The sequence below is a fragment of the Hafnia sp. CBA7124 genome (assembly GCF_002355555.1).
Classification (GTDB): Bacteria; Pseudomonadota; Gammaproteobacteria; order Enterobacterales; family Enterobacteriaceae; genus Hafnia; species Hafnia alvei.
The window spans coordinates 2759842-2782226 of the sequence record NZ_AP017469.1; the positions used below are offsets into that span (position 1 = coordinate 2759842).

The 22385-nt window shown below is 48.0% G+C and carries 19 protein-coding genes; 11 read left to right on the plus strand and 8 right to left on the minus strand.

Going from position 1 to position 22385, the window contains the following annotated elements; translation table 11 throughout:
* Window positions 1-75: 75 nt before the first annotated feature.
* Window positions 76-939: a DNA-binding transcriptional regulator YeiE gene (yieE, locus tag CPY98_RS12930; protein ID WP_025798153.1), complete on the minus strand. Its 864-nt coding sequence runs from the start codon at window positions 937-939 to the stop codon at window positions 76-78.
* 338 nt (window positions 940-1277) lie between these two features.
* Window positions 1278-1718 (minus strand): universal stress protein, encoded by a 441-nt coding sequence (locus CPY98_RS12935; RefSeq protein ID WP_043493930.1) that lies wholly within the window; start codon window positions 1716-1718, stop codon window positions 1278-1280.
* 394 nt (window positions 1719-2112) lie between these two features.
* Between CPY98_RS12935 and CPY98_RS21075 the strand changes: the two genes are divergently transcribed.
* The 3 genes from CPY98_RS21075 (at window position 2113) to nfo (ending at window position 5159) form a co-directional block, all read left to right on the plus strand.
* Window positions 2113-2244, plus strand: coding sequence for a hypothetical protein (locus CPY98_RS21075; protein WP_255407691.1), 132 nt, complete (start codon window positions 2113-2115; stop codon window positions 2242-2244).
* A 140-nt stretch (window positions 2245-2384) separates the two neighbouring features.
* The gene (locus tag CPY98_RS12940; protein WP_040044613.1) at window positions 2385-3473 is read left to right on the plus strand and encodes a YeiH family protein; all 1089 of its coding nucleotides are present in this window, start codon (window positions 2385-2387) and stop codon (window positions 3471-3473) included.
* A gap of 828 nt (window positions 3474-4301) precedes the next feature.
* Window positions 4302-5159 (plus strand): deoxyribonuclease IV, encoded by an 858-nt coding sequence (gene nfo, locus CPY98_RS12945; protein ID WP_096387986.1) that lies wholly within the window; start codon window positions 4302-4304, stop codon window positions 5157-5159.
* A 76-nt stretch (window positions 5160-5235) separates the two neighbouring features.
* Here nfo and fruA read toward each other — a convergent pair whose 3' ends face one another.
* From fruA to fruB, 3 genes are read right to left on the minus strand one after another with little or no spacing between them, the layout of a single operon-like run.
* Window positions 5236-6924, minus strand: a complete 1689-nt coding sequence (fruA, locus tag CPY98_RS12950; protein ID WP_096387988.1) for a PTS fructose transporter subunit IIBC — start codon at window positions 6922-6924, stop codon at window positions 5236-5238.
* 14 nt (window positions 6925-6938) lie between these two features.
* Window positions 6939-7877 carry a 1-phosphofructokinase gene (gene fruK, locus CPY98_RS12955; protein WP_025798139.1) on the minus strand — a complete coding sequence of 313 codons (939 nt, stop codon included), beginning with the start codon at window positions 7875-7877 and terminating at the stop codon, window positions 6939-6941.
* A gap of 2 nt (window positions 7878-7879) precedes the next feature.
* Window positions 7880-9013, minus strand: coding sequence for a fused PTS fructose transporter subunit IIA/HPr protein (fruB, locus tag CPY98_RS12960; protein ID WP_096387990.1), 1134 nt, complete (start codon window positions 9011-9013; stop codon window positions 7880-7882).
* A gap of 260 nt (window positions 9014-9273) precedes the next feature.
* Here fruB and CPY98_RS12965 point away from each other — a divergent pair, with 260 nt between their 5' ends.
* The 4 genes from CPY98_RS12965 (at window position 9274) to glnQ (ending at window position 12524) form a co-directional block, all read left to right on the plus strand.
* The gene (locus tag CPY98_RS12965) at window positions 9274-9702 is read left to right on the plus strand and encodes an NUDIX hydrolase (protein ID WP_043493944.1); all 429 of its coding nucleotides are present in this window, start codon (window positions 9274-9276) and stop codon (window positions 9700-9702) included.
* Between the two features lie 436 nt (window positions 9703-10138).
* A complete protein-coding gene (gene glnH / locus CPY98_RS12970; RefSeq protein ID WP_025798133.1) occupies window positions 10139-10882 on the plus strand; it encodes a glutamine ABC transporter substrate-binding protein GlnH in 744 nt (247 codons plus the stop codon).
* Between the two features lie 254 nt (window positions 10883-11136).
* Window positions 11137-11805, plus strand: coding sequence for a glutamine ABC transporter permease GlnP (gene glnP, locus CPY98_RS12975; protein WP_025798130.1), 669 nt, complete (start codon window positions 11137-11139; stop codon window positions 11803-11805).
* On the plus strand, window positions 11802-12524 hold the full coding sequence (gene glnQ, locus CPY98_RS12980; protein WP_096387992.1) for a glutamine ABC transporter ATP-binding protein GlnQ: 723 nt from the start codon (window positions 11802-11804) through the stop codon (window positions 12522-12524). The genes glnP and glnQ overlap by 4 nt, the downstream gene beginning before the upstream one ends.
* 100 nt (window positions 12525-12624) lie before the next feature.
* Here the strand turns inward: glnQ and CPY98_RS12985 are convergent, their stop codons facing one another.
* Together CPY98_RS12985 and CPY98_RS12990 are read right to left on the minus strand one after the other, a co-directional pair.
* Window positions 12625-14031: an MFS transporter gene (locus CPY98_RS12985; protein WP_025798126.1), complete on the minus strand. Its 1407-nt coding sequence runs from the start codon at window positions 14029-14031 to the stop codon at window positions 12625-12627.
* 117 nt (window positions 14032-14148) lie between these two features.
* Window positions 14149-15318 (minus strand): M20 aminoacylase family protein, encoded by a 1170-nt coding sequence (locus CPY98_RS12990; RefSeq protein ID WP_025798124.1) that lies wholly within the window; start codon window positions 15316-15318, stop codon window positions 14149-14151.
* A gap of 178 nt (window positions 15319-15496) precedes the next feature.
* Here CPY98_RS12990 and CPY98_RS12995 point away from each other — a divergent pair, with 178 nt between their 5' ends.
* The 3 genes from CPY98_RS12995 to ybiO all read left to right on the plus strand — a co-directional run bounded on the left by CPY98_RS12995 (window position 15497) and on the right by ybiO (window position 20337).
* Window positions 15497-16306, plus strand: coding sequence for an AraC family transcriptional regulator (locus CPY98_RS12995; protein WP_157743848.1), 810 nt, complete (start codon window positions 15497-15499; stop codon window positions 16304-16306).
* A gap of 84 nt (window positions 16307-16390) precedes the next feature.
* Complete coding sequence (locus CPY98_RS13000; RefSeq protein ID WP_157743849.1) at window positions 16391-17878, plus strand: hypothetical protein; 1488 nt, start codon at window positions 16391-16393, stop codon at window positions 17876-17878.
* Between the two features lie 236 nt (window positions 17879-18114).
* Window positions 18115-20337 carry a mechanosensitive channel protein gene (gene ybiO, locus CPY98_RS13005; RefSeq protein ID WP_096387998.1) on the plus strand — a complete coding sequence of 741 codons (2223 nt, stop codon included), beginning with the start codon at window positions 18115-18117 and terminating at the stop codon, window positions 20335-20337.
* 50 nt (window positions 20338-20387) lie between these two features.
* On the opposite strand, the gene rlmF is transcribed toward ybiO, so the two are convergent.
* Window positions 20388-21335 carry a 23S rRNA (adenine(1618)-N(6))-methyltransferase RlmF gene (gene rlmF, locus CPY98_RS13010; RefSeq protein ID WP_096388000.1) on the minus strand — a complete coding sequence of 316 codons (948 nt, stop codon included), beginning with the start codon at window positions 21333-21335 and terminating at the stop codon, window positions 20388-20390.
* 238 nt (window positions 21336-21573) lie between these two features.
* Here rlmF and CPY98_RS13015 point away from each other — a divergent pair, with 238 nt between their 5' ends.
* Window positions 21574-22209, plus strand: a complete 636-nt coding sequence (locus tag CPY98_RS13015; RefSeq protein WP_096388002.1) for a flavin reductase family protein — start codon at window positions 21574-21576, stop codon at window positions 22207-22209.
* The last annotated feature ends 176 nt before the right edge of the window (window positions 22210-22385 follow it).

The window sequence follows — 22385 nt, forward strand, 5'->3', positions numbered from 1 at the left end:
GCTGTTAATCCACTGTTAAGTGTAGCGTCTATTTGTTCATCTGCTATTGCTAAAAGATGAATCGTCTCTGAGTACCTAGCTACAGTAGCTTAGGAAACGTTCGAGCGCCTTGGACATATGCTTCTGGCGGTGATGAATAAGATAAAGCGCGCGATTAAGCCGCGGTAGCGGCACGGGAACTTCTACCAATACGCCCGTTTGCAGCTGCTCTTCAATGACGCGGCGTGACAAACAGCTAATGCCGATGCCATAGCGCACCGCATGCTTAATGGCCTCTGAGTTTCCCAGCTCCATCACTAAATCAAAGTGCGACAGGTGTGACAGCAGAATATGCTCGACCACCTCACGCGTGCCCGATCCTGCCTCACGCAGGATCCACGGTGCCTGAGCTAGCGCATCTAACGTAACTGGCGCTTGCAAAAGCGGATGGTCTGGCGCGGCAAACACCACCAATTCATCTTGTTGCCATGTCTGAGTTAATAAATCAGGCATATGACATGGGCCCTCAATCAGCCCTAAATCCACGCGGAAATCGGCAACTGCATTAATCACATCTCGGCTATTGCCCACATTCAGCTCAAGCGGTACTGCAGGAAAATCGCGACGATAGCCTGCAATCATTTTTGGCAGAATATAGTTGCCAATCGTACTGCTCGCCGCTATCCGCAACGCACCCGCTTCACTTTGGAACAGATGCTCAATTTCACCTGCCTGCTCCAGTAACGCCATGGCTTTGGGATAAAGCAAACGACCGTGCTCATTGACAACTAAACGCTTTCCTACTCGGTCAAACAAACGCACCGAGAGTTGGGTTTCCAAATCAGATAACGCAGCGCTCACCGCCGATTGAGAAAGGGAAAGCGCGCTCGATGCTTGGGTCGTCGAGCCACACTTAAGAACTTCGGTAAAAACTTCCAGCTGGCGCAAGGTAATGTGCATAAAAAAGATCCAAGGCAGTCAAAATATATTTATAAAATGTATGCCCTATGCCTATCTGCGCAGCATATATCAGCCTCCAACATAGAGGGCTAGGGATTTGTGAAGTATAACGCGAATGCCCCTATTTATAGGAGGCTTAACGATAATTTTAGATTTTAAGCTAGTCGTTGCCATTAGCGACTACCGAGTACTTACGGCAGCGATGAGAGTGGAATGAATGAATTAGCATGGTAATAATCTTATTCTCCGTGATTGCATATAAGTTACGCAACTATGCAAAGCAACCACGGAGCACTCTATATCTATAACGCTAGGCACAACTCCTAGCTAACTTGCTCTTAGCGAACGACAAGCACCGAGGTCTTAGCATGTCGCACAACACGCGCGGCATTAGAACCTATTAAATAAGTCGACATGCTTGGGCGCCGCGAGCCTACGACAATTAAATCCGCGTTGCACGCTTCGGCCTCTTTTAAAATTTCATCATAAATCGAACCCCACGTCACCATGACGGAGACTTGATCTGATGACAAATCAAGGGAAGCACCCAGTGCCTCTAACTCTTTATGCACTTTAGTTGTGGCGTCATCCTGAATTTTCATTAATTGCTGAGGATGCTCACCCATATAATATGTTGGGATAGAAGGACGTACGTTCATCAAGCGAATTTTGGCATGCGACATTTTAGCCAAATGGGCCGCATGGTTAAGCGCCCCTTCGGTAAGCTTGGGTTCTTCAATATCAACAGGAACCAGAATGACTTTATAGGCGTAATCCATTTCACTTCTCCTTCTGTTCAACATGTGTCGTTCACTTCCCTTGTAATAGCACATTTGAACGGTCGATAGATATTTCAGCCACGAAAGTGTGAGGTGTGGCTTAATTAGCATTGCACGCGATTAACCCAGCCACGCTTTGAGCGAAAAACTCCACAATAAATACTTAATTTCTCCATATTTTCTCCACATTCGATATAATAAATTAGCTATATAAATCATTAGATTACTAATTTATCCATTTAAGATTAAACCTATATTTTGGCTGAAATTCAAATACTATTCTGCGGTCGAAATAACGATTCCAATAGGCCTTATAAAATGAAAATTATGATTAAAATAGCAGCGTTATTATTAATATCGGCATCATTAAGCGGATGTATTGTCAGAGGCCATCATGGCCATTCGTCGCCTCCACCGCATTACGATTGGCACCAAGGCAACGGTTCCCATAACAACGGTGGAAACCATGGTAATCATCATGGCAACGGCGGCCATAACGGCGGTCATCATCGCTAATTTGGCGTAACCGACAAAGACTCTCTCTGTCGGTTATCCATCCTCATTACCACTTATATCGTTAGGTTATAAATATATAATCAATTTCTTTTTTAAGCTGTCTGCCGCTACTCTATTCGCATCAGTAATACAGCAATAGGTACGATAGCCATGCACGCAAACAGTGCTTTCGAACAAAAAAATTCTCCCCATTATTTCCATGCACTTGGAAATTTGCTTCCTGGGCTCGTTCTTGCGGGAGCTATTACCGCCGTTGCCATGTGGGCCGGCAATATCGCCTGGGTTGAAAATCTCGGTTTCGGTGCTCTGACGCTGGCCATCATCTTCGGGATTATTTTAGGTAATACGATCTACCCCAGCATTGAAGCACCCTGCGCCGTCGGGGTTCATATTTCCAAGCAAAAGCTCCTGCGTTTGGGGATTATTCTGTATGGTTTCCGTCTGACGTTTCAGCAAATAGCCGACGTTGGTATGACTGGGATCGTCACTGATGCCATAACGCTAACATCCACTTTTTTGCTGGCCATGTGGGTCGGACGTAAAGTTTTTGGTATGGATAGCCAAACCGTGATGCTGATCGGTGCCGGTAGCAGTATTTGCGGCGCAGCAGCCGTCATGGCAACAGAACCCGTGGTGAAAGCCGATGCCAGCAAAGTGGCCGTTGCGGTATCTACCGTGGTCATTTTCGGTACTATCGCGATCTTTTTCTATCCGTGGCTGTACCAGCTCAATGAACATTACCAATGGTTGCAAACTACGCAAGAAGGCTTCGGTATTTACATCGGCTCCACCATCCATGAGGTTGCACAGGTAGTTGCAGCAGGACGTGCTATCAGCGATGAGGCGGGTAATGCGGCGGTTATCACGAAGATGATCCGCGTGATGATGCTGGCGCCGTTCCTCGTCATTTTATCCAGCTTTATTGCACGCAGTGTGCCAAGCAGCAAGCAAAGTGCAACTAAACAAAAATCAGCCATCACCATTCCATGGTTCGCGGTGTTCTTTATCGTTGTCGCTGGTTTTAACTCATTCGATCTGCTGCCTGCGGCGCTCGTGCACCAGCTCATTACCTTGGACACCATTTTGCTAGCCATGGCGATGGCTGCGTTAGGCCTAACTACCCATATCAGCGCAATCCGTCAGGCAGGGATCAAACCTATTTTGCTGGCGAGTATTTTATTTGTTTGGTTGGTAGTTGGTGGGGCGTTGATTAATCATTTTGTGGGAATGTGGATATAGGCGGCGCTTTTATAAAGCGGTGGTGTAAGGTTTCGACTGCCAAGTGCCTATGCTGAATTGGTGTAAGGTTTCGTTCGCCTATCCGCCACTGCATTCACATACAAACTAAGTAGAAGGCGACCGAGTCGGGTGCGCCAGCGCGCGCACCCAACACCCGCGCGCTTTTATCCGAGACGCCATCTCCGCGCCGGGTCGGCATGCGCCATCCTTGGCGCCTCCTCCCCTCGTGAAAACATCCTGTTTTCACTGCTCTAAATACCATGACTTAAACTTAAAACAGATAAGATTTTGTCTTTTGTCTTTTGTCTTTTGTCTTTTGTCTTTTGGGTTTGACCTTTTCCGGCACGTTGTTCTTCAGCCGAATAGAGGAATGAAGGCTAGAATTTGCCGACTGGACGTCGGCAAAAGAGCGACGGAGGCATGGACAAATTTGCCGGGAGCAAATTTGAACAACGCTAGCGTTGGCCCCGTAGGGGTGAGGCGCAAGGATGCGCCGAATATCCGCGATTGTCGCTCGTTCCGTTAAAGCCGGAATGACGAGATGAGGGAACCTGCGAAGCAGGCTGAAGAACGGTGCCAAGCCGGGTTGTTAGGGGGCGGCGATTGGCCCCCTAACACGGACGCCTGCACGATGCATAGGTAGAATTCAGGATTTTAGGCGGACGTAACCTTTCCCCATACTTAAGCTATAAAGGCAATTGAGCCCCCTTGCTCGAACGTCTGCACGATGCACAGGCAGAGTTCGGGGTTTTAGGAGGACGTAACCTCCCACCTATTCATTCGCCTCCCCATCAATGCCATAATGCCTCCCAAAATGAGGAGAAAAAAATGAAATTTGTTGGAGCCCATGTCAGTGCCTCCGGCGGCGTTGATCAGGCCGTCATTCGCGCACACGAATTAAATGCAACGGCGTTTGCGCTGTTCACTAAAAATCAGCGCCAGTGGAAAGCCGCCCCGCTTAGCAGCGACGTTATCGATAAATTTAAGTCTGCGTGTGCTCAATATCACTATCAACCCGCGCAAATTCTGCCGCACGACAGCTATCTTATTAATCTTGGGCATCCCGTTGAGGAAGCGCTAGAGAAATCGCGTGAAGCTTTTATCGACGAACTAGAGCGTTGCTCAGAGCTGGGGCTGACGCTGCTGAACTTCCATCCGGGCAGTCATTTGATGCAGATTGACGAAGACAAATGCCTCGCACGCATTGCTGAATCCATCAACATTGCTTTGGATAAAACACAGGGCGTGACTGCGGTGATTGAAAACACCGCAGGTCAGGGCAGCAACCTCGGTTTTCGCTTCGAACATTTAGCTGCCATTATTGATGGAGTTGAAGACAAATCGCGCGTCGGTGTTTGTATCGACACCTGCCATGCCTTTGCCGCAGGATACGATTTACGTACCGAGGAAGAATGCAGCAAAACTTTTGCTCACTTTGAGCGTATCGTTGGTTTTAACTACCTGCGCGGTATGCATCTTAACGATGCGAAGAGCACCTTCGATAGCCGTGTCGATCGCCATCACAGCTTAGGTGAAGGTAACATTGGCAAAACGGCCTTTAGTTGGATCATGCGCGATCCGCGCTTTGACGGAATTCCATTGATTTTAGAAACCGTTAATCCTGATATCTGGGCCGAAGAAATTGCTTGGTTGAAAGAGCAAGAATCCGCCGAGCAGGCCGCATAACCGACCCGAACACAGAAATAGCTAAAAAAATGGGTGCCGCGTGGGCACCCATTTTCATATCAGCGATAACCGTGAGTTACGCTAATTTCTCTTCCGCAATTTCCACGTCTGGACGTTTCAGCAGGGCGTACAAACCACCGGCTAGCAGCGTACCCGCCACAATCGCAATCAGATATTGAATCACTGGAGTGATTGCGCCAGGGATGAGCAATACGAACAGGCCGCCGTGTGGAGCCATCAGTTTAGCCCCGAAGAACATCGACAACGCACCAGTCAACGCACCGCCCGCGATACAGCAAGGTAGAACGCGCATTGGGTCACGCGCAGCAAACGGAATGGCCCCTTCGGAGATAAAGCACAGCCCCAGAACCAGCGCTGCTTTGCCACCTTCGCGTTCGCTTTGGGCAAACTTATTACGTGCAACCAATGTGGCAAAGCCCATCGCCAACGGAGGCACCATACCTGCGGCCATAATCGCCGCCATCGGTGCGTAGGTCTGGGTACTCAGCAGCGCCACACCAAAGGCGTAAGCCGCTTTGTTCACAGGACCACCCATATCGGTACACATCATCGCGCCTAAAATAGCACCCAAGATCACCGCGTTAGCCGTGCCCATCGCCTGCAGCCAATGTGTCAGACCTTCCATAATGGCGGCAACAGGTTTACCAACGATGTAAATCATCGCCAAACCGGTGATCAAGCTCGCCACCAATGGAATAATCAGGATCGGCTTCAGCGCTTCCATACTTTGCGGCAAATGCAATTTCGAGCTGATTGCTTTCGCCACATAGCCTGCCAAGAAACCAGCGATAATACCGCCTAAGAATCCTGCACCGGTGCTGACCGCCAACATCCCGCCAATCAGACCTGGGGTTAAACCCGGACGGTCAGCAATGGAGAAGGCAATGTAACCCGCCAATACCGGCACCATCAGTGCGAAGGCTGAACCACCACCGATCTGCATCAACGCAGCAGCCAGCGTGCCCTGCTGTTTAAATGCCTCAATACCAAACACGAACGACAGCGCGATACACAAACCACCGGCCACCACCATTGGCAGCATATAGGAAACACCGGTCAGCAAATGACGATATGCCCCTGCGCTTTCTTTCTTCTTGCTAGACGTTGATGAGGTCGATTTCATCGCCGTAAAGGTTTCAGACTCCACCAGCGCTTTGTCCAGCTCCTGCGCGGTTTTCTTCAATGCTAAGCCGGTAGACGTGCGGTACATCGGTTTGCCCGAAAACTTGTTCAGGTCAACTTCAATATCCGCAGCCACGATCACGAGATCCGCAGCAGCAACTTCTTCTGGCGTGATTTCGTTACCCGCGCCCACAGAACCGCGCGTTTCAACCTTCACCCACCAGCCACGTTTTTTGGCTTCAGCTTCAATAGCTTCTGCGGCCATAAAGGTATGCGCTACGCCGGTTGGACACGCCGTTACGGCTACCACGCGCATTTGGCCTTTGGCCGGAGCAGCCACCGCCGCGTTAGCAAACTGATAGGGCTGAGCTTCTGCTTTTGCCTGAGCCAAGAATGCTTCGGGTTCACGAATCGCTTTTTCTGCGCTGCCGACAAACAGACGTTTACCGTTTAACGTAGCGTCTTGAGGCTGTTCATCACCGATAACGACGATAAGCTCCGCGTCCTGAGCCGCCTCTACCAACTCGATATCCTGTTTTGCTACAACACTTTCCAGCATGCGCTTAGCGAGATAGCTACGAGCCTGTCCCTGAGCGCCTTCGGTTAACAATAAGGTTTTCATGTGGCCATCCTCAATTAATTAAAAGGCTTCAGGTCAACACGCGCCATCATGGCGGCCAACTGGGTACGATCGGAAATGCCGACGTTGCTTTGGCTTACGGCCAGTGCAGCCACCGCCGTTGCCAAGCGCAGCGTATGATCGCTGGATTCGCGCATCATCAGACCATAGATCAACCCGCCAACCATGGAGTCACCGGCACCGACCGTGCTAACAACTTCACAGGCCGGTGGCTTAGCCAACCATGCACCCGACGCGTTAACCCACAGCGCGCCTTCAGCACCGAGAGAAATCACCACGTGGGCAATGCCCTGATCGCGCAGCGCATGGGCCGCACCCACCACATCATCCAGCGTTGGCAATTCACGGCCAGCCCAGATTTCTAATTCACGACGGTTTGGTTTCACTAACCAAGGCGCAGCTTTTAATCCTGCAACCAGCGCTTCACGGCTGCTATCAAAAATGATGCACGGGCATTGGCTACGCAGGCGACGCATCCAATCGGTGAAGTCATCAGGATCCACGCCAGCCGGAAGGCTGCCGCTCACACATACCATATCGAACTGTCCCAGCCAGCTTAGAGAATCGTTAACAAAACGCTCCCAGTCCTGCTTGGTCACTTCAAAGCCAGAGAAGTTAAAGTCAGAAACTTCGCCGTCTTTTTCGGTCAGCTTCACGTTGATGCGTGTACGGCCCGCAACGACCTGAAAACGGTTGGCGATACCCAGCTCACTGAACAACTGCTGAAATCCGTCTTGGTTCTCTTTGCCAAGGAACCCACCCACGGTCACGTCAATACCGAGATCTTTCAGCACTTTGGCCACGTTAATGCCTTTACCCGCGGCATGCAGGCCGGCGGTCTGAACGCGGTTTACTTCGCCACGCTCAATTTCCGCGCAATAGCCAACCAAGTCATAGGCCGGATTCAGTGTAATTGTTGCTACTCTTCTGCTCATTCTTATGCCCCTTCGCCTAGACCATCATTGATAGCCTGACCAATTGCTTCTAATGCTTGCGCCGCGTCGCTACCGTTGGCAGTGAAACGCAGTCGATGACCTTTTTTAACGCCCAGCGCAACAACTTTCATCAGGCTGCGCCCATTTGCTGGAACCCCAGAACCGTCAAGATTGGTGACGGTGATCTGGCTTTCAAATTTCTTAATGGTGTTAACCAGCAGCGTGCCAGGACGAGCGTGTAAACCATGCTCGTTACGCAGCACGAATTCAGCGCTGACGATGGAATCTTCTTCCGCCACATCACTGGTCAGCAAAGCCACCAGCGATGCGGCATCAGCTGCTTTCAGCAAACGATCGGCTTGGTTGTTTTGCAGCAGCGAACTTAGATAACCCAGCATGCCTTCAGGCTGTGCATCGGCCATCGCCACGGTCAGCAACAATCCAACCTGCTCGCCATCCACTTCAAACGGAGTTTGTGGACGCGCAGCCGCTGCGGCGCTTGCCTGATTGCCGAGCGCGCTATCGCTGAGCCAAATACCCTGCCCCAGATTTAACGGCGCGCGAGTAATCACATCGCTGACAAACTCTGCGTTAACGGCGCCTGCCTGCTGTAAACGACCGGCGTTAATGGCTTGCAACGTCATCAGGCTGTCAGCGGCAATATCTAAGGCCACCATGGTTGCATCAAAACGGAAAGCCGCAACGCTTCTTTCGCCCATCAGCAAGCTGCGCAACTCTTCTGCTGAAGTGGTTTGCGCCATCTGCTGCGCCACGCTGTCATCGCTTAGCACATGCGTCAGCTGACGCAGCAAGGCCAGATGCTCATCAGAGCGCGCCGCGATACCAATCACAACGTAGGCTCTTTGCCCTTCGCTCCACTCAACGCCTTGCGGGAACTGGAAAACTTTCACGCCCGTTTTCAGAACCATTTCGCGGGTATCGGTGGTTCCGTGCGGAATCGCAATCCCACTCCCCAAATAGGTCGAGGTTTGTTTTTCACGATTGAGCATGCCCTGTACGTAGCCTTCGCTTACATACCCAGCCTGAGTCAGTGCTGCTGCAATTTGTTGAATTGCTTCTTCTTTATTACTTGCCGTAGCGGCAAGATGAATATCTTGTGGGGACAGGTGAAACATAAACGCTCCTCTCACACTGGGCAAAATTCAAGATTGAATCGTTTCAGCTCTTTTTGGAAAAAAGTGCGCTGTATTTTCAATAACAGATCGAATACAACGCTGAATCGTTTCGATGAGTTTGGCCTTTGGCCTTTTTATAAGCAAGATATTCGCAGAAGGAGTTTTCTATTTTTTGAAGAACAGCACACTTTTGCTGAAGTGCTGTTATTAAATCGATGAAGCTGAGATAATTTGCTGAAGCTTGCTGATGGAGAGTATCAATGACAGTTAAAGTCGGCGTTGGTGTGATTATCGCCAACCCACAAGGGCAAATATTACTTGGGAAACGCTGCGGTAGCCACGCGCCCTTCTGGTCTATTCCGGGTGGACACTTAGAAGAAGGTGAAACTTTCGAGCAGGCCGCCATTCGCGAAGTAGAAGAAGAGACTGGGCTGATTGTGGCTGAACCTCGTCTGATCGGCGTCACCAATAATTTAGGCACCTGGATTGACGAAGGTGTGCATAATGTCTCCATGATTATGGTTGCCACCTATTTGCGCGGCGAACCGCAATTGCGCGAACCTGAAAAGTGCGAGCAGTGGCGTTGGTGTAACCCTCAGCGTATGCCTGAGCCATGCTTTGAAGCGTGCCGTCACGGTGTTCAGCTTTGGCTAAACGGCGAGTTTTATCATCCACCCATCACCAAATAATTTTCATCACTACACGTTTAACGCAAAAACACGAAAAATGATTACGGCATTTTCAACGCTGAATTTGCCGTATAGTTTGCCAACCCCAAACGCTTCTCACCCAATAAATGCACTTTTTCAGTGCAAAAATCTCTTCCCTCTCGGCAAAAGTTAGATTTAGTTATCACAACTGAAACAAAATTGTTAAATTTAGATTGTGAAATCGACACTTTTCCCTTAAATCTACTGCGGTGCACCACAAGCGTCACTGACGCACCATAATGGGGCACCATAAAAATGCAGATATCAGATTAACCTTATGCGAATCGGTTAATTTGCACCCACAACATCCAATAACCATTTGATATACATATAAAATAAATAGTTGGCATGATTTTTTCATTACCAATCAAGTAAACACAAATGGGCCATCCCGAAATTTAAGGAATTTTTGCTTATGAAATCTGTAATTAAAGCATCTGTAGCCGCTCTCGCCTTAGCTTTTGCCATGAGCTCTCATGCCGCTGAGAAACAGCTTATCGTGGCTACCGATACCGCATTTGTTCCTTTCGAATTCAAACAGGGTGATAAGTACGTTGGTTTCGACATCGATTTATGGGATGCGATTGCCAAACAGCTGAATCTTTCTTATACCCTCAAGCCAATGGATTTCAGCGGGATTATTCCTGGTCTGCAGACCCGTAACGTTGATTTAGCGTTAGCAGGGATCAGCATCACCGACGAACGTAAAAAGGCGATCGACTTCTCCGATGGCTATTACAACAGCGGTCTGCTGGTTATGGTGAAAAAAGATAACAACGACGTAAAAAGTGTGAAAGATCTGAACGGAAAAGTCGTCGCGGTTAAAAGCGGAACTGCTGGTGTTGATTACGCGAAAGCCAACATCAAAACCAAAGACCTACGTCAGTTCCCAAATATCGACAACGCCTATCTTGAGTTAGGCACCGGTAACGCAGACGCCGTACTGCACGACACCCCAAACATTCTGTATTTCATCAAAACCGCGGGTCATGGCCAGTTCAAAGCCGTGGGTGACTCTTTAGAAGCCCAACAATACGGCATCGCTTTCCCTAAAGGCAGCGATTTACGTGAAAAGGTCAACGGCGCGTTAAAAACGCTGCGTGACAACGGTACGTACAACGAAATCTACAAAAAATGGTTTGGCGTAGAACCTAAATAAGCACGTTATTACACAAATATAGCCTGACTCTCTGGAGGCGCTGACTCAGTAGTGCCTCCAGACTTTGACCCATTTATACCCGTCATACTTCAAGCTGCTTATGCGTTGGCTGCTCCCGCTCACCCCAGTCACTTACTTGAGTAAGCTCCTGAGGATTCACGGGTTTGCCGCCTTCAAGCAACTTGAATTATTTTGGGTAATAGAAACATATTGCTGTTATTAGTAGGTTTTTTTAGTTTCCAGGAGAATACAACATGCAGTTTGAGTGGAGCGCCATTTGGGACGCTATTCCTATCCTGCTCGAAGGGGCCAAGCTGACGCTGTGGATTTCAGTGGTCGGTTTGCTTGGTGGCTTGGTTATCGGCCTCGTGGCAGGTTTCGCCCGCGCCTATGGTGGCTGGTTAAGCAACCACATCGCGCTGGTTTTCATTGAGCTGATTCGCGGCACCCCTATCGTGGTGCAGGTGATGTTCATCTACTTCGCACTGCCGATGATGCTGCAGGCTTTCATGCCGGTACGTATTGATCCGCTCACCGCCGCGGTTGTCACCATCATGATCAACTCTGGCGCGTACATTGCGGAAATCACGCGCGGTGCAGTGCTCTCTATTCACAATGGTTTTCGTGAAGCGGGTTTGGCTCTTGGCCTCTCCAAACGCGACACCCTGCGTTATGTCATCATGCCGCTGGCATTACGCCGCATGCTGCCACCGCTGGGCAACCAATGGATCGTCAGCATCAAGGATACGTCTCTGTTTATCGTCATCGGCGTTGCCGAACTGACCCGTCAGGGACAAGAAATTATTGCCGGTAACTTCCGCGCAATGGAGATTTGGAGCGCAGTCGCGGTGATTTATCTGATCATCACATTGGCACTGAGCTATGTATTACGTCGTCTGGAAAGAAGATTGAAAATAATATGATTGAATTTAAACATGTTGATAAAAGCTTCGGTCAGACTGCGGTACTGCATGACATTAACCTGAATATTAATCAGGGCGAAGTGGTGGTTATCATCGGGCCGTCGGGTTCTGGAAAATCAACGTTGCTGCGCTGCATCAACAAGCTGGAAGAGATCAGCGCGGGTCAGCTGATTATCGACGGCATGGACGTGAGCGACCCTAAAGTCGACGAGCGCTTGATTCGCCAAGAAGCTGGCATGGTTTTCCAACAGTTTTATCTGTTCCCACACCTCACCGCGCTGGAAAACGTGATGTTTGGGCCAATCCGTGTTCGCCGCATGAAGAAAGAAGATGCGGAAAAACGCGCACGCGAGCTGTTGGCGAAAGTCGGCTTGTCTGAACGTGCCGATCACTATCCGTCTGAACTTTCTGGCGGTCAGCAACAGCGTGTGGCTATTGCCCGTGCGTTGGCCGTTAAGCCGAAAATGATGCTGTTTGATGAACCCACCTCCGCCCTCGATCCAGAACTGCGTCATGAAGTGCTGACGGTGATGAAAGATCTGGCTGAAGAAGGCATGACGATGGTTATCGTTACTCATGAAATCGGCTTTGCGCAGAAAGTGGCATCGCGATTGATTTTCGTCGATAAGGGCCGCATCACCGAAGACGGTGAACCTGACGCGTTGATCACCAATCCGCCAAGCGATCGCCTGCGTGAATTCCTGCAACACGTTTCCTGATATTTCCTCTAAAATAAAAGGGCTCGGTATAGACTGAGCCCTCGCTTCCCTGATTTGACGTAAGCAATAAATCAGCTATCTGTGAACGGCCGTCATTACCTTAACCATGCTTTCCCGCATTTTCTGGCACCATTAACATAATTGAAAGAATTGCCAATACACAAAATGCCACGTTAACCAGCAGCCCCGCAGACGCCGCCACAGCGCCTCCCAATGGCAATAGGGCCGTATAGACTGAAGCAGAGATCGCCATCCCAAAGGCACCACCTAGTGAACTCGCCATTTTATAAATACCTGACGCAACGCCAATTTTGTCGGCTGAAGCGCTGGATATTGCCGTATCGGTTGACGGAGTTGCATAAAATCCCAACCCTAAGCCAAATAGGATATAGCCGACAAAAACAACCACGACATAAGTTGTGTTGGGTAAAAACGTCAATGCCATAATCGCGACCCCAATACCAGTCGTCAGCGTTCCCCACACCATCGGTTTTTTAGCGCCAACCTTTTGTAGGATCTTCTCACCAACCCTAATCATTCCCAGTACGGCAATCAGGTAACCAATTGTCAATGCGCCAGATTGAAAAGCCGTGAAACCACGCTCTTGCTGTACATAGATACTAGCTACCAGCAACGTTCCAGCCACTGCATTAAGCATAAAATTAGAAAAACTCGCACCAGTGTAAGGACGGTTATCAAACAGAGCAAAGTCAATGAAACTACGCTCTTTCTTTAACTGCTCCACACGAAAGAAAATAAACAGCGATACCACGAAGATCACCAACAAACAGCCAACCTCAGCGCTGGTCCAACCAAATTTAGCACCTTTGGTAATAACCAGATTCAATGATATCAACGCTATCACAAAGCTTATCAAGCCCGAGTAATCAAATGGCTGTTTTTGCGACTCTTCAATTTTACTCTCCGGCGTTCCTCGGATCAGTAACATCCCTACAACAGAGAAGATGATTGAAAAAATAAAGATCCATTTCCAACCAAGGTAGGTTGCAATAGCGCCGCCCGCTAAGGAGCAAAGGCCAGATCCGCCCCACGAACCTATTGACCAAAAACTCAATGCCCGTTGCCGCTCACTGCCAGCATAGTAAGTTTTAATCAGCGCCAGAGTGGCTGGCATAATACAGGCGGCTGAGAGTCCTTGAATAATACGGCCAAAGGTAAACAACAGCGTTCCTTGCGCCAGAATCAAGCATAAACAGCCAAGGATACTGAGTATAAAACCGATATAAGTCATTTTTACTCGGCCAAAAGTATCCGCTAGCCCACCAATTACGACAATAAAACAACCTGAAAATAAAGCAGATAAACTCACTGCTAAATTTAGAGACTCAAGAGGAATATCAATATCTGCCCGAACTGCGGGGATGATATTGACCATAGACTGTGCAAATAACCAAAAGGTCAGAACGCCAAAAACCATACCCAACGTTAGGCGATCGTTGCCTTTAAAAGAACTCTGTCCGACGTCTACATCGCTGACCAGTGACATAATGAACCTCCTCTGTTTATTACCACCATGCGAGGTACAGCATGCATATTTCTGCGCCCCACACGTTGGATTTATAGGGTCATTTCCATATATGGAACTGAGCGGTACCTAGTTAAATCATTGCAAATAGGCCTGTGCTAACTCACACCAATATGCCGCACCGGGAAGTAATAACTCATCGTCAAAATCATAGGCGGGGCTATGCACTCGCGGAACATCAGCCCCCTCTCCTGCGCCAATCATTAAGTAGGAGCCATTAGGGTTTGCCTCCAACATAAAAGCAAAGTCTTCACTACCGGTCAGCGCTTTAGCATCGGTGCATACCCGAGCCTCGCCAAACAGATTCTGCGCAACTGAAATAGCAAACTGTGTGGCCTCAGCGCCATTAACCAATACGGGGCTACCATTGATATGCTCCAGCGTGGCTGTGGCTCCGAAACTTACAGCCTGCGCCGTTGCAATTTCTTGAATACGCTTTAGCACGAGTTGGCGCACGTCAGCATTTAGCGTGCGAATAGTTAATTTAAGCAGTGCATTGGCATTGATGATATTGGGAGCTTCCCCCGACTGTATGCTGCCGACGGTTACTACTGCTGGCTCAAAAGGCGTTACGTTACGAGAAACAATCGTTTGCAGCGCTACTGCAATTTGACAGGCAACAAGCCCCGCATCAACGGTCAATTCGGGAATACCGCCGTGCCCACCCACACCTTTCACATGGATATGCACCGTATCTGAAGAGGCCATCATCGCGCCGGTTTTGAAGTAAAAATGACCTTTTCTCAAACCAGGCATATTGTGCAAGGCAAAAATAGCGTCGCAGGGATAGCGCTTGAATAGGCCGTCCTCTAACATTAAGCGGCCGCCATACAGCAACTCTTCACCTGGCTGAAAAATCAGATGTAACGTCCCGTCAAAATTGCGGGTTTGGGCAAGATATTCAGCTGCATAGAGCAACGTTGTGGTATGTCCATCATGCCCGCAACCATGAAATTTACCGGTAAGCACGCTGCACCACGGTTTTCCACTATTCTCCTGCATTGGAAGTGCATCCATATCCGCTCGTAAACCTAACCTTTTACTTCCTCCTCCAACTTTTAGTGTCCCTACAACGCCAGTTTTACCCATGCCACGATCTACGTCATAACCCCATGCCTGCAGTTTGGCTGCTACGATATCACTGGTATTATGCTCTTCTAGGCCGATTTCCGGGTGACGGTGCAAGCTGCGCCGCAGCTCAATGTAGCGATCCTGATAACGTTCTAACACATCAATTATTTTTTTCATTGCCATTCCCTTTCTATCCGATATTGCTGTTTATTATTCGAGCATCAGCGTCTACATCCAAGGTCGGCGCTTGGGCAGAACATCCGTTTTTTTGCTCATTTATGTGAAGCTAAAAATAAAAACGCAAAAAAAAGCATGACAATATATGACCAACGTAGGGAACGCCGAGAGAATCAACATGGATGGAAAAATCAAGTCACTGTTAGATGACTATTTATTAGAGATCGGAAATGTTATTTATCACCCCACCGCAGCAATTAGCGGTATTAGCCTACTTTTCGTATTACAGGGAGAGATTGATATCGTTATTGATGAAAAACTTCAGCGGCTAGGTGCTAATCAAATTGCAATCGTTAACCATAATAGTCATTTCAGTATTAGCGGGGAAAGCGATAACATTTTGATCAAATTAGTCATCAATAGCCGATATTTTTTGCGTTACTTTCCAAACTATTATCAGTTTCGCTACCTCATACCTTTTCAATCACCAGATTATTATTATAAATACTTATGCAGTCTGCGAGCTCTGATTGCCAAACTCACTATAACACAGTTGCGAGGCAGCCAAGAAAGTTCCCAACTAGAAGCTAATAGCTACTTATCAGAAATACTATTATTACTGGTGGTTTATTTTAAAGAGAAAGAGAAAAAAAATACCGATAGTCTCAATCACTCCCCTTATAGCAGAAGAATAGATAATATTATTGAGTTTATTAGCAAAAATAGCCACCGGCCTCTTTCTCTGCGCCAAATCGCCGAGCAAGAACATGTCTCTTTTGCTTATTTATCGCGCTTATTTAAAAAAGAGGTCAGTATTAATTTCACTGAATACCTTAGCCAATTACGTCTTAAAAATGCAATGCATACATTATCAACGACGTCTAAACCTATCTACCAAATCGCCGAAGAATGTGGTTTTACTCGCACACGCCACCTCAGCGATCTCTTTCATCGCCGATACGGAAAATCAGCACATCAGCTTCGGTAAGAAAATCGTAGCTCAACGTACTTAGATTCTCAACACACTGCAGTCTCTGCCTGTGTAGCTGGAAGCCAATACCTAGAGCGACCATTGAAACATCACCAATTACTACAGTTGCTCACTCAGACGGTCAATGAAAACAGCGATCGGCGCCTATATCATCGGATACCGATTAGAGAACAAAAACTGCATTTATCTGGAACAAAGAAAACAATAAAAGAGCCCCCAAACATTACTTTAATGGTTGGTGAAATATCCCAGATACTTAAATATTCTATTCAGCAACAAATCAGTCTGACTCACAAAGAAATTGGCGTTGCATACGTTGAGGTTTACCACCTCATATCCGGTGATAGTATTCTTCCTGAGTTTATTTCAGATGAATACAAGCCTTCATTTTCACCCTATGATAATACCGATGAAGCCATAGCTTTTCTGCACCGCCATAAAATTGGTCTCATACTCAGACTCTACATGCATAAAATATCCTGTGAGCCCGAGCAATATCTCACTAAGCTAAGCCGATTTATTCAGCACAACATTAATATGTTTGGCATGCGTTATCTTCAATCATGGCGTTTTATCTGTTATCCCACTGACGAAAACCAGAGGCAGAATGCCAATATTTCGCTAATTTTTCAATCGGTTTATGAGGTCATCAAAAAATGGTTACCCAAGGCGGAAATTGGTATTTTCCATTCATTTCATGCCGATAAAAATGAGCTTAGCAATGACCCATTTTTCCATAGCCGCATGGCAAAATTAGTCGATTTTATTGGCTATGCGGCTAATCCAAATGAGCAAATTAATTTAGCTAAATTACAAGAAGAGATAAAGCATAATCACGATGAATTCATTCAGCGACGCACCCTACTTATTTTAGCTCAGCTCCATCGACATAATATTAACGCATCGCTTTATCTCGCCTCGTGGAATACCCTAACTGGCGATACGCGTCATACAAATGGCCGCTTCTTTCGTGGTGCATTGCTCATCCGTGCTCTGCTAAAGCTGCCACCGCAGGTTAGTACGGTTGGATTTTGGATTAATTCTGAAATTCAGCATGAAGCGCTGAGCGCAACCTACATAGATATTCGCAGTTTGGCACTGTTTTACATCAGCAATACTCGCAGGCCTATTTATCATGTGCTGCGCTTAAATACGCGTCTACGTGGAAACATCATGTCTCAGAGCGAACACTACTTGTTAACCCAGATTGAAAACGGGTATCAACTCCTGCTTACCAACCCAGTCATTTTTCACCCCTATCTATCGATGCAAGAACAAATCATTCAAGATTTAAAAATACGCCTAACCTTTGATTTTTCAGGCCTTAAAAATGGAAGCTACCAAGTCAAAAAGTGGATATTTGATCAGCAACACGGCGCGCTATACCGCGAATTTGAACGCCAACAAACCAGTTATGGCCGAGATGATGAAATCATGCAGGCCATTGAACGTCAGGCAATGCCTTATCTTTGCGTTAACGATATTGATATTATCAATTCATGGAGTATTTCCGATGAATTAGACATTAACGCTATCCACTTTTACGAGCTAAAAGAAATACTGCAATAGGCCACAATGGGCGCATATCCAGCGCCCTTTTTTTGCTCAAATCTGATTATCACCTCAATTACGCACGAATCGCTCACGAATACTCAGCAAAATCTGCTCGTTATTCCTATACTTAAACGCATATCGCTCAATCATCCCCGCTATCGGCAACGGTAAACGAGGGTCTGATGCCTATATCGTTCACTCAAAACCCCATCGCCAAGTCCTGTTTTCCGCTTGTTTAATGGAGCTTTTTTATGCTACAGGGAGCCCGCCTTATCCCCTTTTTTACTCGGTACCTCGTTTTACTCGCCGTTCTCTTTTTTTCATGCTCAGCCAGCGTGAATGCCGTTGAACCCCAAAAGGAAACGGATTCTAAAGCAGCCTATTCCGCATTAGCTGACATTCTGTCTGACACCAACAGCCGCGATGCGCTGATTGCTGAACTGCGTGACAGCGCCAAAACCGGTAAACCACTGGCAGAAAAAAGCGCCAGTACTGTCCCTGCTGAAACCCGCGATGAAACCTTTGCTGACCAGCTTGATTCCAATATTCAAGGCTACCTCACCGTCGCGCAGAGCAAATTGGACAGGTTAATTACGGCGCTGAAATCGCCACCGCATAAAACGTTTAACCCCCAAACGTTTTGGCCTGCCCTCACTCATTTCCTGTTCACCGTTGCTGTGACCTTTGCGCTATTTTTAGCGATTCGTTTTTTTGCTACGCCGTTTTATAAGCGAATTGGCAGTTGGGGGCACAAAGCACGTGAGAAACGAGCAGACTGGGCGCGACGCCCAACCGCCATTATCAGCGCATTCGTTATTGATTTACTGATCCTGCTGTTTTGCGTCACCGCCGGAAACATTATCGCGACCACCTTCGGCACTAACAGTCCGGTTACGATGCGCCAGCAAGCCCTTTTCCTGAACGCTTTTGCCCTGATTGAGTTTTTCAAAGCCATATTGCGCCTGATATTCGCGCCTAAATTTGACTATCTACGCCCGTTCCCTTTTAGCGACGCAACCGCAAAATATTGGAATACACGCCTCGCATGGCTAAGCGGCCTTATTGGCTATGGGTTGATGGTGGTGGTGCCTATTATTCAGGTGCAGCTCGGGGCTTCATCTGCCGTGCTGGTGAACTTCTGCATAATGTTGGCTCTGACCGTTTATGCTATTGGCTTGATACTGGTCAACCGCCTGCGGATACAGAAAGAAATCGCCGCGCTTGGCAACCGCTCGCTGGCCTTTTTCGGCGTATTTTTACATGCGCTTTCACACATTTGGCATATTCTGGCCATCGTTTATTTTCTGGTTCTGTTTTTACTGTCACAGTTCGACCCCGGCAGCAGCCTCGCTTTCATGATGAGTGCCACGATTAAAAGCCTGATCGTCGTTGGCTCCGGTGCGCTTATTTCAGGCCTGCTCACCCGCTGGATCTCACGCCGCATCACGCTGCCTGCCGACATCAAGCTCAAATACCCGATGCTGGAACGGCGCGTAAACTCCTATATTCCTAGCGCGCTGCAAATCATGCGGTTTATCGTTGTGGTGGCGATCCTGCTGTTCCTGCTCGATGCATGGCACATATTCGGCCTTCGGGCATGGCTAGACTCGGCCACCGGTGAAAAAATTATTGGCGGATTGGTTCATATTCTGCTGATCATGTTTATTGCGGTTCTGGGATGGACACTGCTCGCCAGCGTGATTGAACATCGGCTCAGCCTTGAAATGGATAATCCCAAGCACCCTGGTGCTCGTGAACGTACGCTGCTGACGCTATTCCGCAATGTGTTATCCATCGTGATTACCACGATCACCGTGATGATCATCCTGTCACAGATCGGCATCAACATTGCACCACTGCTGGCGGGCGCTGGAGCATTAACGCTCGCCGTCAGCTTTGGTGCTCAAACGTTGGTTAAAGACGTCATTAACGGCATATTCATCCAGTTTGAAAATGGCATGAATACCGGTGAATACGTCACCGTATTTGGCATTACCGGCACCGTCGAGCGCATGACTATTCGTTCTATCGGCCTGCGGGACGATTATGGCGTTTATCATCTGGTGCCCTACTCGTCGATCACCACCGTGGCTAACTATGCACGTGAATTCGGTGTATATCGCGCCAACTACGTGATTAGTCGCGATGAAGATATCGAGAAAGCCAACGAAGTATTGAAACAGGCGGTCGCTGAATTACGCGATAATCCGCGCTTAAAAAGCTTACTTATTGGTGAACCCGCGTTTAACGGCGTGGTGAAATTGGATGATGTGTCATTTACGCTACGCACGACAATTCGCACCGTTGCACTGCAACAGTGGACGATTCAATATGCGTTAGACAAACTGGTGAAAGAGCATTTCCAGCGGGCTGGAATTAAAACGCCGCATCAAAATGTTCAAATCAGCTATGCGGCACCGGAACAACAGGCTTTGTTACCACCGCAGAACGACACAAATAACGTTGAAAAATAATGGGTAAGAATGCCTCTCCATTTGGAGAGGCATTAAAGATTGCGTGGAGATTAGCGGATTTTACGCTTGTTCTCTGGCAAGAACGTCCATGCAATAAAGCGGCTAACTTTCTGCCCTTGAGACATTTCAATAGTGCGAACGTCCAGCGCCTCCACCTCTTCCAAGGCTTCATAAATCGCGGGCAAGTTCTCCTGACGAGAAACCAAACTGGTGAACCAACCTACCTGCTTGGCAAAAGATTCGCTCTCTTCGATCATTTTGGTGATGAACGCAACTTCACCGCCTTCACACCACAGCTCACCGGCTTTTCCACCGAAGTTCAGCACCGGTGCGCTGGCGTCACGACCCAAGTTAGTCAGTTTACGACGGGTGCCGCTCAGCGCATCTTCCGCAGAACGGTGGAACGGCGGATTACACATCGTGGCGGCATAATGCTCACCGCTCTTGATCGCCCCTTTCAGAATTTTGTTCGGGTCTTGCTGCTGGCGCAGACGAATATTTTTTGCTGCTTGCGGATTTGCCTTGATAACGGCACCCGCTGATTTTAGCGCCACCGTATCGACTTCAGTACCGGTAAAACGCCAGCCATACGCGTGCTGGCCAATCAGTGGATAAATACAGTTTGCGCCAACGCCGATATCAAGAATGCACACATTCTGCCCACGAGGAACCTGATAGCCGTGATCTGCCGCCAGCACATCAGCCAAATAATGCAGATAATCTGCACGGCCAGGGATCGGTGGACACAGATAGCCTTCTGGAATATCCCAGTGTTCAACCTGATAAAAATGCTTCAGCAAGGCGCTGTTTAATGCTTTCACCGCCAATGGCTCGGCAAAATCAATGCTGTCATCGCCCCATTGGTTGCGGAAAACAAACGCTTTTAGCTCCGGCGAAGTTTCGCATAAAGTGGTGAAATCATAACGTTCACGATGAAGGTTACGAGGATGCAAATTGGTTTTCTGTGCAGGAAAGTTCTTTTTCTTTGGATTTTTCATTCGGCGATTTCGATCAACGTTAAGACATCATGAGTGTATTCCCCTATGCGCTTTGCCGCCTAAAAGCCGCCAGCGCCGTCGGTCAGAGGAATAAAATAGGGAAATTAGCCGGAGTATACCCTAAATGGCTGGCGTTGCGTTAAGGGGCAGAGCCAACACAGCCACACCGATAGCACCAAGCCGCACCTGTTTATACTGTAAGCTGTTGCTAATTCTGTTCAATGCGTAAGGATGTTATATGTCTTCACCCTTTGAGTATTACAGCTATCAGCCTCGCCAAGGGCATGGATTAAGCCACGATCCGCTTAATGCCATTATTGGCCCCCGCCCAATTGGCTGGATCAGTTCAATCAGCGCCGACGGCAAACACAATCTGGCTCCCTACAGCTTTTTCAACTGTTTCAGCTATCATCCGCCGGTGATTGGCTTCGCTAGCAGCGGCTGGAAAGACAGCGTGGCGAACATCAATGAAACCGGCGAATTTGTTTGGAATCTTGCGACGATAGAAACGGCAGAAGCTATGAACCAAAGCTCCGCGGCGCTCTCTCGCGGGGAAGACGAATTTGTATTTTCCGGTGTGAATATGCAGACCAGCCAGTGGGTGAAGGCCGCGCGCGTTGCGGAAAGTCCGGTCAATTTTGAGTGCAAGCTAACGCAGTGTATTCAGTTGCAAGACCAATATGGTCAGCCATTTGATTCGTGGCTGATATTAGGTGAAGTTATCGGCATTCATATCGCGAAAAATCTACTCAACAATCAAGGCGTATATCAAACCGCAGCGGCAAATCCTATTTTGCGAGCCGGAGGCCCTTCGGCCTATTACACGATCAGCGATGAAAATCGCTTTGATATGCTCCGGCCGATAATAAAATAAAACGTTTCAAGCGGTTAAAAAAAACACAATTAGATATATGAAGCCTTTTATATTAAATATATTTGGCTTCATATAGTTAGCCCAATAGCAGACATCTTCTCGTCATCATAATTCACATTAAATAAACATTTTTCATTTTTAATTAATCCCTTAGCAATAGAATTATTCATATCAAA